This is a genomic window from Streptomyces sp. 2323.1 (genome assembly GCF_900221035.1).
Taxonomy (GTDB): Bacteria; Actinomycetota; Actinomycetes; order Streptomycetales; family Streptomycetaceae; genus Streptomyces; species Streptomyces sioyaensis.
On record NZ_LT907981.1, the window covers coordinates 7638193 to 7654509 of the forward strand.

14 protein-coding genes are annotated in these 16317 nt (G+C 73.5%); 11 read left to right on the plus strand and 3 right to left on the minus strand.

From position 1 onward, the window contains the following. Window positions 1–20 precede the first annotated feature (20 nt). From CPH93_RS32845 to CPH93_RS32875, 7 genes are all read left to right on the plus strand, one after another. The gene (locus CPH93_RS32845) at window positions 21–1076 is read left to right on the plus strand and encodes a 3-oxoacyl-ACP synthase III family protein (RefSeq protein ID WP_231977038.1); all 1056 of its coding nucleotides are present in this window, start codon (window positions 21–23) and stop codon (window positions 1074–1076) included. A gap of 3 nt (window positions 1077–1079) precedes the next feature. Further along, the gene (locus CPH93_RS32850) at window positions 1080–2009 is read left to right on the plus strand and encodes a hypothetical protein (RefSeq protein WP_096214929.1); all 930 of its coding nucleotides are present in this window, start codon (window positions 1080–1082) and stop codon (window positions 2007–2009) included. Between the two features lie 10 nt (window positions 2010–2019). Then, window positions 2020–4041 carry a fatty acid CoA ligase family protein gene (locus tag CPH93_RS32855; protein ID WP_096214930.1) on the plus strand — a complete coding sequence of 674 codons (2022 nt, stop codon included), beginning with the start codon at window positions 2020–2022 and terminating at the stop codon, window positions 4039–4041. After that, window positions 4038–5081 carry an NAD-dependent epimerase/dehydratase family protein gene (locus CPH93_RS32860; RefSeq protein WP_096215683.1) on the plus strand — a complete coding sequence of 348 codons (1044 nt, stop codon included), beginning with the start codon at window positions 4038–4040 and terminating at the stop codon, window positions 5079–5081. Before CPH93_RS32855 ends, CPH93_RS32860 begins: the two co-directional genes overlap by 4 nt. 94 nt (window positions 5082–5175) lie before the next feature. Then, a complete protein-coding gene (locus CPH93_RS32865) occupies window positions 5176–8238 on the plus strand; it encodes a non-ribosomal peptide synthetase (protein WP_096214931.1) in 3063 nt (1020 codons plus the stop codon). Beyond that, on the plus strand, window positions 8235–8861 hold the full coding sequence (locus CPH93_RS32870; RefSeq protein WP_096214932.1) for a GNAT family N-acetyltransferase: 627 nt from the start codon (window positions 8235–8237) through the stop codon (window positions 8859–8861). The genes CPH93_RS32865 and CPH93_RS32870 overlap by 4 nt, the downstream gene beginning before the upstream one ends. Window positions 8862–9127: 266 nt before the next feature. Further along, window positions 9128–9625, plus strand: a complete 498-nt coding sequence (locus CPH93_RS32875) for a hypothetical protein (protein WP_093648452.1) — start codon at window positions 9128–9130, stop codon at window positions 9623–9625. Window positions 9626–9633: 8 nt separating this feature from the next. On the opposite strand, the gene CPH93_RS32880 is transcribed toward CPH93_RS32875, so the two are convergent. From CPH93_RS32880 to CPH93_RS32890, 3 genes are read right to left on the minus strand one after another with little or no spacing between them, the layout of a single operon-like run. Continuing rightward, a complete protein-coding gene (locus CPH93_RS32880; RefSeq protein WP_371126797.1) occupies window positions 9634–10353 on the minus strand; it encodes an FAD:protein FMN transferase in 720 nt (239 codons plus the stop codon). Between the two features lie 34 nt (window positions 10354–10387). After that, window positions 10388–10870, minus strand: a complete 483-nt coding sequence (locus tag CPH93_RS32885; RefSeq protein ID WP_093648448.1) for an FMN-binding protein — start codon at window positions 10868–10870, stop codon at window positions 10388–10390. 12 nt (window positions 10871–10882) lie between these two features. After that, entirely contained in the window at window positions 10883–12238 is a 1356-nt protein-coding gene (locus CPH93_RS32890) for a ferredoxin reductase family protein (RefSeq protein ID WP_096214933.1), read from the minus strand. 155 nt (window positions 12239–12393) lie between these two features. Here CPH93_RS32890 and CPH93_RS32895 point away from each other — a divergent pair, with 155 nt between their 5' ends. From CPH93_RS32895 to CPH93_RS32910, 4 genes are all read left to right on the plus strand, one after another. After that, entirely contained in the window at window positions 12394–13128 is a 735-nt protein-coding gene (locus tag CPH93_RS32895; protein ID WP_093648444.1) for a response regulator transcription factor, read from the plus strand. Continuing rightward, window positions 13125–14573 (plus strand): sensor histidine kinase, encoded by a 1449-nt coding sequence (locus CPH93_RS32900; protein WP_096214934.1) that lies wholly within the window; start codon window positions 13125–13127, stop codon window positions 14571–14573. The genes CPH93_RS32895 and CPH93_RS32900 overlap by 4 nt, the downstream gene beginning before the upstream one ends. 124 nt (window positions 14574–14697) lie before the next feature. After that, window positions 14698–15393, plus strand: coding sequence for a CBS domain-containing protein (locus CPH93_RS32905; RefSeq protein WP_096214935.1), 696 nt, complete (start codon window positions 14698–14700; stop codon window positions 15391–15393). Window positions 15394–15560: 167 nt separating this feature from the next. Continuing rightward, entirely contained in the window at window positions 15561–16274 is a 714-nt protein-coding gene (locus CPH93_RS32910) for a CBS domain-containing protein (protein WP_096214936.1), read from the plus strand. Window positions 16275–16317 lie beyond the last annotated feature (43 nt).

Here is a 16317-nt window from a genome sequence, read left to right on the forward strand (position 1 = left end):
CAGGAAAAGGAGTGAGGACGATGACCAGCAGGAGCAGTCGGTTAGAGGCGCTCGGCGCCTATCTGCCGCCCACCGTGCAGACGACTGCGGAGTTGGTGGCCCAGGTGTCCGGGACGCAGGAATTCGACCTGCAACGGATCACGGGGGTGGCGGAGCGGAGGGTCCATGACCCCCGGCCGGAGGCGGGTGAGGACTCCTACGGTCTGGCCCTGCGGGCGGCCCGGGACTGCCTGGGCAATTCCCGTTACGAGGCGGCCGATCTGGACGTGGTGATCTCCGCGTCCATCACCCGCTTCCAGGACGGCGGCCGCTTCGCCTTCGAGCCCTCCTTCGCCCGGCAGCTGGCCGGCGAGCTGGGAGCGCGGCGCGCGATCCACTTCGATGTGTCCAACGCCTGCGCCGGGATGCTCACCGGTGTGTATCTGCTGGACCGGCTCATCCGGGCCGGCGTGGCGAGGAACGGCCTGGTGGTCAGCGGCGAGCAGGCCACCAAGGTGGCCGAGACCGCGGCCGCCGAGATCACCGACTCCTACGATCCGCAGTTCGCCTCGCTCTCGGTGGGCGACTCGGCGGCGGCCGTCATCCTCGACGAGTCCGTGGACGAGGCCGACCGCATCCACTACGTGGAGATGATGACCTGCGCGGAGTACTCCCACCTGTGCCTGGGCATGCCCAGCGACCGGACCGAGGGCATCGCCCTCTACACGGACAACAAGCAGATGCACAAGCGGGACCGGCTCCGGCTCTGGCCCACCTTTCACGGGGACGTACTGGCCAAACAGGGCCGCAGCTTCGCCGACGAGGAGTTCGACTACATCGTGCAACACCAGGTCGGCACCCGCTTCGTCGAGTTCGTGAACCGGACCGGTGAGGAGGTGTTCGGTACCGGGATGCCGCAGTCGCTGTCGGTGGTCGAGCGGTTCGGCAATACCGCCACCACTTCCCACTTCCTGGTATTGCGCGAGCATTTGAGGGCCGGAACGGCCCGGCCGGGCGGCAAGTTCCTGCTGGTGCCCGCCGCCTCGGGCGTGGTCGCCGGGGCCCTGTCCGCCACGATCTCCACGATGGGGGTGTGAGCCATGGGTGCCGTTATCGCCGCTGCCTCCCTCGCGCTGCCGCGACCCGCCGATGCCTCTGCCACCACGGTGCAGCTCGCCGGGCGGGCCGCCCGTGACTGCCTGTCCGGGACGGGGCTGTCACCGGACTCCGTCGGGGTGCTCATCAACGTCGGCGTCTACCGCGAGTCCAACACCTTCGAACCCGCCCTCGCGGCCATGGTGCAGAAGGAAGCGGGCATCAACCTGGACTATCTCGCCGACGCCGTGCCCAGCGCCGGCTTCTCCTTCGACCTGATGAACGGTGCCTGCGGCGTGCTCAACGCCGTACAGGTGGCGCAGGCCCTGCTGGACACCGGCAGCACCGACCGGGTGCTGGTGACCGCGGCGGACGTCCACCCCGGCGGGCGGGCCGCCGACGACCCGGGATACCCGTACGAGGACCTGGGCGGGGCGCTGTTGCTGGAGCGCTCCGCCGAGCCCGGTGCCGGATTCGGGCCGGTGCACCTGCGGAGCGGTCCGGGGCCGACCGGCATCTCCGGCTATCTGGACACGGCCGCGATGGGGGCCGGGGGCCGGCAGCTGATCACCGTAGAGCAGGACGCGGACCGGGCCGGAAAGCTGCTCGACCTCGCCGCCGCCACGGTGTCGGAGTACGTCGAGGAGCACGGCCTGGACCCGCAGCGCACGATGGTCGTCTGCTCCCGCCCCACCCCCGACTTCGCGGCGCGGCTCGCCGGGCGGCTGGGCCTCGACCCCGCCTCCGTCCAGGCCGCCGGCCTGCCGGGAAGCGACCCGGAGCGGTCCGGCGAACCGCACACCGCCGCCCCGGTCCTCGGCTATCTGACCGCCCTTGAGGGCGGACTGCCGCACGCCTATGAAGAGTTGCTCTTCCTCACCGTGGGCGCCGGGCCGAGCGCCGCGTGCGCCGGCTACCGCCTGACGGGAAGGTGAGGGCGGCACCATGCGTACTCTGGCGGAGCGTCAGGAATACGACGTACAGCCGAACCTCGCCCGGCACCTGGAACACCACGCCCGGGCCTTCCCCGACAAGCCCGCGATCATCCACCCGGACGGCACCGAGGCCGGCGGCGGAATCCGGTACCGCACGCTCACCTACGGCGCCCTCCAGGAGCAGGTCGAGGCCCTGGCGGCCGGCTTCCTGCGCAGCGGCATCGGGCGGGGCACCAAAACCGTCCTGATGGCGCCCCCGGGGCCGGACCTGTTCGCGCTCGCGTTCGCGCTGTTCCGGATCGGTGCCGTGCCCGTCGTGGTCGACCCCGGCATGGGCGTGCGGCGGATGCTGCACTGCTACCGCACCGTGGGCGCCGAGGCGTTCATCGGGCCGCCGGCCGCGCACGCCGTCCGCGTGCTCAGCCGCCGCACCTTCGCGAGCGCCCGCGTCCGGGTGACCGTGGGCCGCCGATGGTTCTGGGGCGGCCACACCCTCAACGGGCTGCGCCACTCGGACTCTTCGGCGGACGACGCGGCCACCGCGAGGGCAGCGGAGAGCCGGCCGGCGAGCGGTGACGACCTGCTGATGATCGGGTTCACCACCGGCAGCACCGGTCCGGCCAAGGGCGTGGAGTACACGCACCGGATGGCCGCCGCGACGGCCCGCGGCATCGCATCCGCCCACCGGCGCAGCCGCGAGGAGGTCTCGCTGGTCACGCTGCCGCTCTACGGCATCCTCGATCTGGTCTTCGGCTCCACCCTGGTGGTGGCCCCGGTGGCCCCCGCGAAGGTGGCCGGCGCCGAACCCGGCCTGGTGGTGGCGGCGCTGGCCCGGTTCGAGGTCAACACCATGTTCGCCTCCCCGGCGCTGCTGCGGGTGCTCGGCGACCACCTCCGCCGGCGGCCCACCGCACTCCCGGCGCTGCGCTGCGTCGTCTCCGGTGGCGCTCCGGTGCCCGCGGACGTCGTCGCCGTACTGCGCGACGTGCTGGACGAGGCGGCCGAGATCCATACGACGTACGGCGCCACCGAGGCGCTGCCGATCTCCTCCCTGGAGTCCGCCGACGTCCTGGGCGAGACCGCGGCGCGCGCGGCACGGGGCGACGGCACCTGTGTGGGCCGGCCGGTGCCCGGGGTCGACGTCCGGATCGTGCGGACCAGCGACGGGCCGCTGCCGTCCTGGGAGCCCGCGCTCGCAGTCCGGCCGGGCGAGGTCGGCGAGATCGCGGTGGCCGGCGAGACGGTCAGCCGGCGCTACCACGCGGACCCGGCGGCGGACGCCCAGCACAAGATCCAGGAGCACCCGGCTAACGGCCCGGCCCGGCTCTGGCACCGCACGGGTGACCTGGGCAGCCTGGACGACGCGGGCCGGCTGTGGTTCGCCGGGCGACGCACCCAGCGCGTCACCACCGCCGAGGGCGACCTGCACACCGTCCGCTGCGAGGGCGTGTTCAACGCCCACCCGCTGGTCCGGCGCACCGCGCTGGTCGGCGTCGGAGCGGCGGGTGCACAACGGCCGGTGCTCTGCGTGGAGACCGAGCCGGGGACCGGCCGCGAGCAGTGGCGCACCCTCGTCACCGAACTGCGGCAGCTGGCCGCCGGGCACCCGCAGACCCGGCGCGTACAGGACTTCCTCCGGCACCCGGCCTTCCCCGTCGACCCCCGGCACAACGCGAAGATCGGCCGCGAACGGCTGGCCCGCTGGGCCGGCCGGCAGTTGGGCCGCCACGCACGGCGGCGGCAGACCGCCCTGCGCGCGATCCCGCTGGCGGGCTGGGCGTACCTGCTGCTCGGCGCCGTACGGCCGTTCCACTCCCCGGTGTTGACGGCCCTGTGGTGGACCGATGCCTTTCTGAGCCTCGTGGTGCACGCCGCCCAGCTTCCGGCGGCGCTGCCGCGCGGACGGGCCGCCGGCCGGAGCACCGCGGCGACAGTGGGCCTCACCATGCTCTACGGAGCGACCTGGTGGCGGACGCTGCCGCCGATCACCCCCGCACATCGCAGCGCGGGCACGGGGGAGGGGGCGGCATGAAGGTCCTGGTGACCGGTGCGTCCGGATTCCTCGGCGGACACCTCGTGGACCGCTGCCTCGCCGAGGGACATCACGTACGGGCCCTCGTCCGCGGCAACAGCGACCTCACCCGGCTGCGGACCCTGGACGGCGTCGAGCTGGTCCACGGTGCGCTGGAGGACGCCGATTCCCTGCGCCGCGCGGTGGCGGGCGTGGACGTCGTGCACCACAGCGCGGCGCGGGTGGTGGACTTCGGCACCAGGGCCCAGTTCTGGCAGGCCAATGTGACCGGTACCGAGCAGCTGCTGCACGCCGCGCGGCGGGCCGGCGCCCACCGCTTCGTGTTCGTCAGCAGTCCCAGCGCGCTGATGCCGGTCAAGGACGGCGACCGGTTCGACATCGACGAGAGCATTCCCTACCCCGACCGGTTCCTCAATCTGTACTCGGAGACCAAGGCCGCGGCGGAACGGCGGGTGCTGGCCGCGGACGGGCCGGACTTCACCACGGTCGCGCTGCGCCCGCGCGGCATCTGGGGGCCGCGCGACCACTCCGGCTTCCTGCCGCGCCTGGTCGGCGCGATGCGGGCGGGCCGGCTGCCCGACCTCGCCGCGGGCAAGCGCGTCGAGGTGTCCCTGTGCCACTGCGACAACGCGGTGACGGCGTGCCTGCGGGCGGCCGCCGCCCCGGCGGAACGGGTCGGCGGCAAGGCGTACTTCATCGCGGACCGGGAGCGGACGGACCTGTGGGCCTTCCTGGCCCGGCTGGCGGGGCTGTTCGGCGCGCTGCCGCCCACCCGCCCGGTCCCGCCGCTGGTCAGGGACGCCCTGGCGGGGGCCGTCGACCGCCTCTGGAGACTCCCCCCGCTGCGGGCACGGGTGGCCCCACCGCTGAGCCGGTACACCGTCGCCCTGCTCACCCGCTCCACGACCTACGACACGAGCGCCGCGGCACGGGACTTCGGATACACCGCGGACACGGACCAGGAGACGGGGCTGCGACAGCTGACCGCCTGGGTCGAGTCGGCCGGCGGTGCCGAGGCCTTCGTACGCGCCGTCCGGTGAGCCGGGAGCGGCACCCAGCACAGCTCCCCGGCTCCCGCGCACGGGCCGCCGCCCGGCGCGACCGCGGCAGCCGAGCACAACGAAACGGATCGTCATGACCCACGTCCAGCAGGCCCGCACCGGCAGGGAGCCGGTGCTTGCACCGAACCGCCCGCCCCAAAGCACCCGCTTCGAGCGGCCGGTCTCACCCACCGAATGGCTCTACCTGGCCGGCGGCCGGCTCGCCCCGCCGTTCGCCGTCCAGATCGTGGTCGAGGGCACCGGCACGATCGCTCCCGACGCGCTGCGCCGGGCGGTCGACGAGGCGTCCGCCGCCTGCCCCGGGGCGCGCCTGCGCCGCCGCGGCCGGATCTGGACGGACTCCGGACGGCCCCCCGCCGTACGGATCGTGGCCGGGCTCGGTGCGGCGCTGCGGGCCCCGCTCGCCCCCGGCGACGGCCGCAGCTGCGAGGTGGCCGTCCGTACCGAGGGCGCCACCACCACGCTGGTTTTCCGCGTGCACCACGCGGTCATGGACGCGCGGGGCGCGCTCGCCTGGACGGCGGACGTCTTCCGGGCGCTGCGCGGAGAGGCCCCCGTCGGGGCCCCGTCCCCGCTGTACGACCTCGCCCTGCTCGACGCCCTCGGCGGCGCCCACCGCGAGCCGGTCGCCCCACGGTGGCGGTCCCCGCTCGCGGGTGTCCGCCACGGCCGGGCCCCGCGCTGGCAGCGGCGGACCCTGCACGGCAGCCACCCCGGCCTGGTCGCGAAGACCGCCGCCGCCCTCGCGGACCTTGCCCCGGGCGCCACCCGGGTGATGGTGCCGGTGGACCTCCGGCGGCACCGTCCGCAGCTGCGCTCCACCGCCAATCTCAGCCTCCCCGTCTTCCTCGACGGCAGCGCGGGCGACCCCTGGGAACAGTGGCACGCGCAGCTGCTGCGGGCCCTGGCCGAACGGCGCGAACTGGCCGTCGGCGAGGAGGAGTCGGCGGCCCGGCTGCCGCTCGCTCCTCTCGCCGCACTGCTGACGGCCGCGCACACGGCGACCGCGGCGGCCGGCCGCTACCCCTGCTCGGCCCTGGTCACCACCCTCGGACGCCTCGCCCCGGAAGAGGTGTCCGCCCCGGGCTTCGCGGCCCGCACCGTGTACTCGCTGCCGGTCCAGGCGCCGTTCGTCCCGCTGTCGTTCACCGCCGTGGAGTGCGCGGGCCGTACCGAGCTGGCCATGTCCCACCCCGGCGGCGCCCGCGCGGACACCCGGGCGGCGGCGCTGCTGGACGCGGTGTGCGAAGCACTGCCCCCCCGCGCACGGCGCCGCCCGGTGGCCGTGGGCCCGCGGCGTTCCGTTCCCCCGCTGACGCTGACGGCGCTGCTGCGGCAGCAGGTGCACCGTGCCCCGGACGCGGTGGCGCTCACCGGGCCGGACGGCACGGTGACGTACGGGGAGTTGGACCGCCGGTCCGACGTGGTGGCCGCGGAGTTACGCAGCCGGGGCGTGGGGCGCGGCGCGGTCGTGGGGCTGCTCGCCGACCGCACTGCGGCGGCCGTCGCGGGCCTGTGGGGCGTACTCAAGGCAGGCGCCGCGTACCTGCCGCTCGACCCGGCGCATCCGCCGGCCCGGATCGCCGCGGTCCTCGCCGACGCCGGCGCCTCCCACTGCCTGACCGGCAGCACGTACCGGGCGCTGCCGGGACCGGACTGCCCCGCGATCGTCCTGGACGAGCTGCCGGTGAGCGGCGCGCAGCCGCACCCCGGGACGGCGGGACCGGACGACGCCGCGTACGTCATCTACACCTCCGGCTCGACGGGCCGCCCGAAAGGCGTTGTGGTCGAGCACCGGGCGCTGGTCAACTACACCCGCTGGGCCACCGACCGGTACCGGGTCGATGCCACCACCCGCTTCGCACTGTTCACGTCCCTGGCCTTCGACCTCACCGGCACCACGCTCTTCGCGCCGCTGGCCGCCGGCGGCAGCATCGCCCTGGTCCCGGACGAGCCGGACCACCGCACGCTGCGCCACCTGCTGACCAGCTCGGGCGCCAACGCCCTCAAACTCACCCCCGCCCACCTCGACTTGCTCACCACACTCGGCATCGAGCCGCGCTCCTTCCGGGTGCTCGTGGTGGGCGGCGAGCAGCTGCGCGGCCCGGTGGCCGCACGGGTGCAGCGGATGTTCGGCCCGGACTGCCGGATCGTCAACGAGTACGGCCCCACCGAGGCGACCATCGGCTGCATCGTGCACACCTTCGACGCCGAGCGTGACGGGGACCTCCCGGCCGTGCCGATCGGCCTCCCGGTGGACAACACCGAGGCGTACCTGCTGGACGCCGACGGGCGGTTCACCGGGCCGGGGGAGGTGGGCGAGATCCACCTGTCCGGCGCGCAGTTGGCGCGCGGCTACCTCGGCCGACCGGACCTCGACCGGGAGCGCTTCGGGCACCTCGCCGACGGCACCCGGGTCTACCGCACCGGCGACCTGGCGCAGCTGACGGACGCCGGGGTGCTGCGCTACCTGGGCCGTACCGACGACCAGTTGTCGGTCCGGGGCCACCGGATCGAGCCGGGCGAGGTGGCGGCCGCACTGGAACGGCATCCGGGCGTGCGCCGCGCGATGGTCACCGCCCGCCCGCCACGCCCGGGCGCCGAACCCGTGCTCTGCGCCTACGTCACCGGCACCGCCGCCCCGGACGAGCTGCGGACGCACGCGGCCCGACAACTGCCCACGTACCTGGTCCCGGCGGCCGTCCGCGTGCTGGATGCCTTCCCGTGGACGGTCAACGGCAAGGTCGACGTCCAGGCGCTCCCGGACCCGTTCGCTCGCGCACGTCCGGCCGCAGAGGCGCGAGCGGGGGCCGCGCCGGCCGACGACGCGGAGGACGGGCACCGGCCACCCGATTCCGGGCGCGATCCGGTGGCAGCGTCCGTCGCCGCGATCTGGGCTCGCGTCCTGGGCGGCCCGGACCTGCACCTCGCACCACAGGACGACTTCCACCGGCTCGGCGGCGACTCCCTGACGCTGCTGCGCATGCTCGCCGCGGTCGCCACCGACGTGGTCGGCGCGGCCGGCGAGCCCGCTTTCGACGCCCGGCTGCGCGACCTGATCCGCCAACCCACCCTCGACAACGTCTGCGCCGCAGCGCGCCAGGCGCTCGCCACCCGACCCACGGAGCACCCATGAACACCCCCCTCCCCGTCGAGTTCCGCACCGCCCGCCCCACGGACGCCGACCAAGTCGTGCCCCTGATGTGGGAGTCCTCCCGCAGCCTTCTCGACAGCACGATGGGCGGCGTCCCGGGCGGACCGGCGGCGCTGCTGCGGCGGGACTTCCTCCGCGGACGGGGGATCTTCGGGCACGCCCAGCAGATCCTCGCGGTCGCACCCCACGGCGAGGTACTGGCGACCATGACGCTGTACCGGGGAAAGCGCTACCAGGCGCTGAGCCTCCAGACGCTGCTGTCCGCCGCCCGGTTCGGGCCGCGCTGCCTGCTGTCGGTGCTGCGCCGGTCGGCGGCCGTCTCCCGGCTGTTCGCCCCGCCGAGCCCGAACGCCCTCTTCATGGCGAACCTGGCGGTACGGCCGGCCCACCGCTCCCAGGGCTACGGCTCGTTGATGGTGCAGCAGGCGGAACGGCTGGCCCGCACGGCCGGCCTGACCCACCTCGAAGGAGACGTCTCCTGCTCCAACACCCGGGCCTGGGCGCTGTACCAGCGCCTCGGCTTCGTCTCGCAGGGCGAACGGCACGACCGCCGCGGAACGGGACTCGACGGCTTCCGGCGGATGCACCGCGCGGTGGGCGAATGACGCATCAAGTCCGGTGACCCCGTGTACACCAGTTGTCACGCTGTGGACTGTGTCGCCCGCGCACCCCGCCCACAGCCGGCCGCAGGTGCAGCCACGGGACAAGTACCGCACGATGGAATGACGAACCCACCTTCACCTGCCTGCGTGCCCCACCTACGTCATCCACCGAGGTGAGGCACACAGGTGAGCAGGTGACCAGGTGGGCCCACACACTCGAATCCCCGGGATGTCCGATGATGACGGAGCTTCCAGGATGTGACACCTCCGTGGTGAAGACCGTGTCCGTGGCGAACGCCGTGTCCGTGGTGAAGACCGTGCGGATGACGCTCGTGCGGGCGGCGGTCGTCGTGGCCCTTTCCGGTGCCGGCGCCTTGTTCGGCGTCGTCCAGCCCGCCGGGGCCGCGGCACCGGCGGTCACCGCCACGGCACCGGCCGCGGCCGCCCACCCTGCGGCCGCGCCGGCCCAGCAACCACAGCCCGTTCCCGTGGACGTGGTCAAGGCATACTTCGCGGCCATCAACAACGATGAATTCGAGGCGGCTTGGGCGCTGGGCGGGAAGAACACCTCAGGGCGGCCGTACGACTCCTTCGTGACGGCCAACCAGGGCACCGACCAGAACGTCGTCACAGTCGACTCCGTGGCCGGCAACAAGGTCACGGTGACCTACGACTTGACGCTGATCAACGGCTCCCACCAGCGGTTCACCGGTACGTACACCGTTCAGGACGGTGTGATCGTCACGGCCGACGTCCATCGCGTCTGACGGACTCCTCATTCATCGCCGGGAAACCCGGTGGACCGCCAGACCCGGCCGTCCCGGAGAACGGCGAACGCCTCATAGCCGTCGAGGTGTTCCAGCCAGTCGGCGGCCCGCCCTCCCATGGCGAAGGCCGCCGTCGCGTAGGCGTCGGTCAGGGTCAGCCGGCGGCCGACCACCGTCACGGACGCAGGGCCGTCGGCGGGCGCGCCGGTGTGCGGGTCGAGAATGTGCGCGCCGCGTTCCGCGGTGCCCGAGGTGGCGATGGCCAGATCGTGACCCGTGACGACGGTGCACAGGGCCCCGGGGCGCAGGGGGTGGGCGATGCCGATGCGCCAGGGGACGCCGGGGGCGGACTCCCCGCTGAGCTGGAGGTCGCCACCGCCGTTCACGCAGAGGTTGTGTGCGCCCGCCGTGTGGAGGATCTGCCAGGCGCGTTCCACGGCCCACCCCTTGACGAGGCCGGACGGGTCGAGGGTGCCGTCCGGAGTGTGGCTGAACCAGCCGTCGGTGGCGCGGCGGACCCGCGTGCAGAGGCCGAGGACCTCCCGTACCTCGGGCGAGCAGTCGGCGGGGGAGACCTCACCCCGCGCGAGACGGCTGATGGCGCTGTCGGGACGGTAGGGGGAGAAGACCTCATCGACGTGGTGGAGCCAGGCGACGGCGTCGCGCAGGGCGGAGCCGATGGCCGCGGTGGGGGTGTCGCGGATGTCGAACGAGAACACGGTGCCCATCGCCTGCTCGACATGGCGCAGGCCGCGCCGTGGCTCAGACACCGGCTTCGTCCAGTGCGCTCTGGAGGGACCGGACATATCCCGCGCTGGTGTAGCTGGCACCGGACACCGCGTCGACATGAGCGCTGTGGACGTTCAGGGCCTCCTGGGTCAGCCGCGGCAGGGCATAGGCGGCGATCTCGCGACTGCGGGCGTCCTCGGAGGGCGCCTTCAGCACCTTGACGGTCGACAGCTGCCCGGCCTTGACGCTGATGGCGACCTGTACGGTGCCGTACTTGGTGGTGACCGGGGCACCGGTGTACGTCCCGTTGCGCTGTCCGGCGCTCCCGTGTGCGCTGCCGGTCGTAGCCGGTGCCGAAGCGGTGCCCCGGTGTGTACTGCCGGTAGGCGCCGGTACCGAAGCGGCGCCCGTCTGCGGTGTCCCACCGATCGGGTCGGCGCTGTGGTGGGGCTTGAGAGTGAGCAGCAGGACGACCAGAGCGCTGGTCGACGCGGTGGTGAGGACGGCTCGGCGCACGCGGTGGCTCCTTCAGAACTCGAACGACTCGTGGTGGATGTGACGGCGCGGTATCCCGGCGCCCCGCAGGGCGCGCCGGGCCGCCTCGGTCATGCCGGGCGGGCCGCACAGGTACACCTCGTGCGCGGCCAGGTCCGGTATCAGGCGGTGCAGGGCGCGGGCCGTCAACGGGGAGAAATGAACGGCCGGTTCGTCGACGACGTAGTGCACCGTCGCACCGCGGGCGGCGGCGATGGCGTCGAGTTCGGAGCGCAACGCGAGGTCCTCGGGCCGCCGTGCCCGATAGAGGAGGGTGACCTCGCCGGGGAGCGTCTCGAACAGGGCGCGCAGGGGGGTGATGCCGACGCCTCCCGCAAGCAGCAGCACCTTTTCGGCCCTGCGGCGCCTTGCGGTGAAGGAGCCGTAGGGGCCTTCGGCCCAGACCCGGGTTCCGGTCCGCAGGCCTGCCAGGGCCGCGCTGTGCCCGCCGGCTTCCTTCACCGTGATGCGCAGGTGGCCGGGGAGTGGCGGTGCGGAGAGGGAGTACGGGTTGGCGGTCCACCACAGCCCCGGTGTCAGGAACCGCCAGCGGAAGAACTGGCCGGACTGTGCACCCAGTTCGGTCAGGTGCCGGCCGGTGAGGTGGACCGAGACCACCCCCGGTGCCTCCCGGCGGACGTCGGCGACACGGAGGCGGTGACGCAGCGCCCGGCGTACGGGGAGCAGAAAGCGGTACCAGGCGAGGAGTGCCGCCACGCCGAGGTAGAGGGCGTACCAGGCGAGTTGGACGGGCTGGTGGCCTACGAAGTCGGCGCCGTTGGAGAGCTGGTGGCCGAAGGCGAGGAAGAGGGCCAGATAGGTGGCGAAGTGGAGGTAGTGCCAGGTTTCGTAGCTCATCCTGCGGCGGGCGGCCCGCGCCGAGACGACGGCGGTGGCCATCAGGAGCAGGAAGGCCGCGGTGGCCATGAGCATGTCGGGATAGTCAAGGACGAGGGTGGTCGTCTGGTGCACCACGCCGCTGTGCGAGGCGAGCGCATACCCCCAGATGATCAGCAGGACGTGGGCGAGGATGAGGGAGAGGGTGTAGCGGCCGCCCATGGCGTGCCAGCGGGCCAGCCGGTCCGTGCCCACGCGGTGGTCCAGCAGCGGCACCCGGGCCATCAGCGCCACCAGCACCGCGCAGCCGTATCCGGCCAGCAGCCCGGTGATCCGGCCGGCGCCGGTCAGCCAGTCCGCCGGGCTCACCACGGACGGGGTGCCGGTCCACCACAGGCCGAGCACACCGGCGGCCCCCGCCCAGACGGCGGCCTGTGCCAGGAGCGGCACGAAGGAGGGTGGCCGGCCCGGGCGCAGGGCCGCTCCGCGGCGGGGGTGCGACAGCGTGGTCATGGGGCTCCGTTTCCGTGGGGAGGGCTACCGTGGCAGCGCAACCTTTGAAGACCCTCTGAGCGGCCCCGCCGCGAGCCCTGGACGCCGGATTCAGAGGAAACTCAGAGCAGGGGCGTGCCTGGGCACCTCCTGGCGCGGGGGATCCTGGAGTGACCATGGACAACCACCCCACCACCGGCCACCTGCACGGCGACGACGGATCAGCGGTCCGCGTCCTCGTGATCGACGACGAACCGGACCTGACCGAAGTGCTGTCCGGAGCGCTGGCCGGCGAAGGCTGGGCGGTCCGCACCGCGGCCGACGGCGCCGGCGCGCTCGCGGTGGCACGGACGTTCCGTCCGCACGCCGTCGTCCTGGACTGGATGCTCCCCGACATCGACGGACTGCGGGTGCTGCACCTGCTGCGCCAGGAGCTGGAAACCGTCTGTGTCCTCTTTCTGACCGCACGTGACTCCGTCGAGGACCGCATCGCGGGGATCACCGCGGGCGGCGACGACTACGTGACCAAGCCGTTCAGTCTCGAAGAGGTGCTGGCGCGACTGCGCGGGCTGCTGCGCCGGGCCGGCATGGCGCAGGCGCCGGAGGGCGACCGGCTCGTGGTCGGCGACCTGGTGATGGACGAGGAGGCGCGGGAGGTCGTCCGCGGCGGCGACCTCGTCGACCTGTCCCGCACCGAATTCGAGCTGCTGCGCTTCTTGATGCGCAACCCGCGGCGGGTGCTGTCCAAGACGCAGATCCTCGACCGGGTCTGGTCCTACGACTTCGGCGGCAAGTCGCACGTCGTCGAGCTCTACATCAGTTATCTGCGCAAGAAGATCGACGCCGGCCGGGCACCGATGATCCACACGGTCCGGGGCGTCGGATACGTCCTCAAGCCGGAGGCGGCATGAGACGGCTGCTTCCGCGCACCCTGCGCAGCCAGCTCACCGCGGGCCTGGTCACCCTGCTCGCCCTCGCCTGCCTGGCCGTGGGCGTGACCACGGTCTTCGCACTCGAAGGCTTTCTCGTGCGGCGCCTGGACCAGCAGCTGTCCGCGTCGGGCGGCCGGTTCGCGGTGAGCCTGGAACACGAGGCACGGCCGGACGCCGACAACCGGCCCGACACCCGCGGCCAGTCGGAGGGCACCTTCGGCGCCCGGCTGCTGCGCGGCACCACGACACAGGCGGCCGTGGTCCGTGCGGCGGCAGATGCCAAGGTGCCGCTCACCGGCGACGACCGCCGGTCGCTGGCCGCTCTTCGCCCGGACGGTACGGGCCACAGCATCCGGCTGTCCGCGCTGGGGCGCTACCGCGTCAACGCGGTGTCCGGAGACGACGGCGATGTTCTCGTCACGGGGCTGCCGCTGCACCCGGTCGAGGAGACCGTGCACCGGCTGGAGGCGGTGGAGGCGGCGGTCTTCGGCGGGGCCCTGCTGGTCACCGGCGTGATGGGGGCGATGTGGGTACGGCTGTCCCTGCGCCCCCTGCGACGGGTGACCACCACTGCCGCGAGCGTGGCGGAGCTCCCCCTGGCCAGCGGCGAGGTGGCCATGCCCGCACCCGTTCCGGTGGCGGACCCGCACACCGAGGTCGGGCAGGTGGGCACCGCCCTGAACCGGATGCTCGGTCATGTCGGCAACGCCCTGGAACGCCGTCAGGCCGGCGAGGAGCGGCTGCGCCACTTCGCCACCGACGCCAGCCACGAGCTGCGCACTCCCGTGGCCCATGTCCGCGGCCACGCCGAACTCGCCCTGCGGCACCACGGGCCCGTCCCCGCCGAGGTGCGGCGCGCCCTGGACCGTATCCAGTCGGAGTCGGAGCGGATGAGCCGCCTGGTGGACGACCTGCTGCTGCTCGCCCGGCTCGACGCGGGCCGCGCTCTGGAACGTGCCCCGGTGGACCTGACCCGCCTGGTGCTCGATGCGACGGACGACGCGCGGGCGGCCGGTCCCGACCACCGGTGGCTGCTGGAGCTGCCCGAGACGGCGGTGACCCTCACCGGCGACGAACACCGGCTGCATCAGGTGATCGGCAATCTGCTCGCCAACGCCCGCAGCCACACGCCCGCAGGAACCGCCGTCACGGTGCGGCTCACGGCCGATGAGCTGGGCACGCGGCTGACCGTGGCGGACGACGGCCCGGGAATCCCGGACGAGGTCCGCCCCGAGATCTTCGGCCGCTTCGTCCGGGCGGACCACAGCCGTTCGCGTGCCGCCGGTGGCACCGGGCTCGGGCTCGCCATCGTGCACGCGGTGGTGACCGCCCACGGCGGCTCGGTCGCCATGACGAGCCGCCCCGGGCACACGGCGTTCACCGTGACGTTCCCCCCGGCCGCGGACGAAGAAGCCGGCCGCTGAGGGGGCCGACCGGCCGACGGCGGAAGGGACCGGACGGCCCTGTCAGGGCCCCGGCCGCCCCGCTCACGCTGGAGGTGTCACCCCGGCCGTTTCGCGGCGGCCGGCACCGAGGAGGCGTGGCGCCATGCTGAACACCCCGCACATCGTCCGCGACGTGATGACCACGACCGTGGCGGCGGTCGATCGTGCGGCGCGGTTCAAGGAGATCATCGAGACCATGGAGCGCTGGCAGGTCAGTGCGCTGCCGGTGCTGGCGGCGGAGGGCCGGGTGGTCGGGGTGGTCTCCGAGGCCGATCTGCTGCCCAAGGAAGAGTTCCGGGAGTCGGACCCCGACCGGCTGGAGCAGCTGCGGCGGGTCGACGACGTCCGCCGAGCGGAAGCGGTGACGGCGGGGGAGCTGATGACCAGTCCCGCGCTGACCGTACGCGCCGATGCCACGCTCTCCCAGGCGGCTCGGGTGATGGCGCGGGAGTCCGTCAAGCGGCTTCCGGTGGTGGACGCGCACGGCGTGCTGGGCGGCATCGTCAGCCGGGCCGACCTGCTGAAGGTCTTTCTGCGCTCGGACGACGACCTGGCCGAGGAGGTCCGCCGGGACATCGTCGGCGCACTGTTCCCGACGCAGGCCAAGGATCTGCAGGTCACCGTGGCCGACGGGGTCGTTACGCTGCGCGGACGCGTCCGGGACACCTCGCTCATCCCGGTGGCCGCCCGCCTGGTCCGCGCGGTCGAGGGGGTGGTGGACGTGGAGTTCGATGTGACCGGACCGGATGCCGCCCGCACGGGGCCCACGGCGACGGGCGGTCCGGGCGGAGAGCGGTGAAGTGTGAGGTGGGCGGAGCGCACCGGCCGACCGGTGGCCCCACACGGGGGCGTCATGCCGGTCGGCGGACTCCGGAGCCGGACGGCCCCTGCCCGGCACCGGCCGGCAAGCGCACGCTGGAAGTGTCGCAAGGCCCGTGCGGCGTCGGCCCGTACCGAGGAGGAGCCATGGCGCACACTCCGCACACTCCGCACACTCCGCGCACCGTCCGCGATGTCATGACGCAGGCGGTGGTGGCGATCGGTCAGGAGGCGCGCTTCAAGGAGATCGTCGAGACGATGCAGCGGTGGAAGGTCAGCGCGCTGCCCGTGCTCGCGGGGGAGGGGCGGGTGATCGGGGTGGTCTCCGAGGCCGATCTGCTGCTCAAGGAGGAGTTCCGGGAAACGGACCCCGACCGGATGGAACAGCTGCGGCGGTCGGACGCGGTGCGCAAGGCCGGCGGCGTGACGGCGGGGGAGTTGATGAGCTCGCCGGCCCTCACGGTGCACGCCGATGACACCCTCGCGCAGGCGGCGCGGACGATGGCGTACAAGTCCGTGAAGCGGCTTCCCGTGGTCGACAGCGGAGGGCTGCTCCAGGGCATCGTCAGCCGCTCGGACCTGCTGAAGGTCTTCCTCCGCTCCGACGAGGACCTGGCGGCGGAGGTGCGTACGGAGGTCGTGGGCCGGCTGTTCGCCGCAACCGCACCGGAGCTGTCGGTCCGTGTCACCGACGGCGTGGTCACCCTCAGCGGCCGGATCCGCAACGCCGCGCTGCTCCCCGTCGCGGCACGGCTGGTGCGGGCGGTCGAGGGCGTCGTGGACGTGACCTTCGACCTCGAAGGGCCGGCCCCCGGGCAGGGGGAACCGCCGGTGGCGGGCCGCAGTTCCGGGCGCCCGTAGGTGGGTGAGGGGCTCCGCACAGCAGGCGGCGGGACCGCTCCGC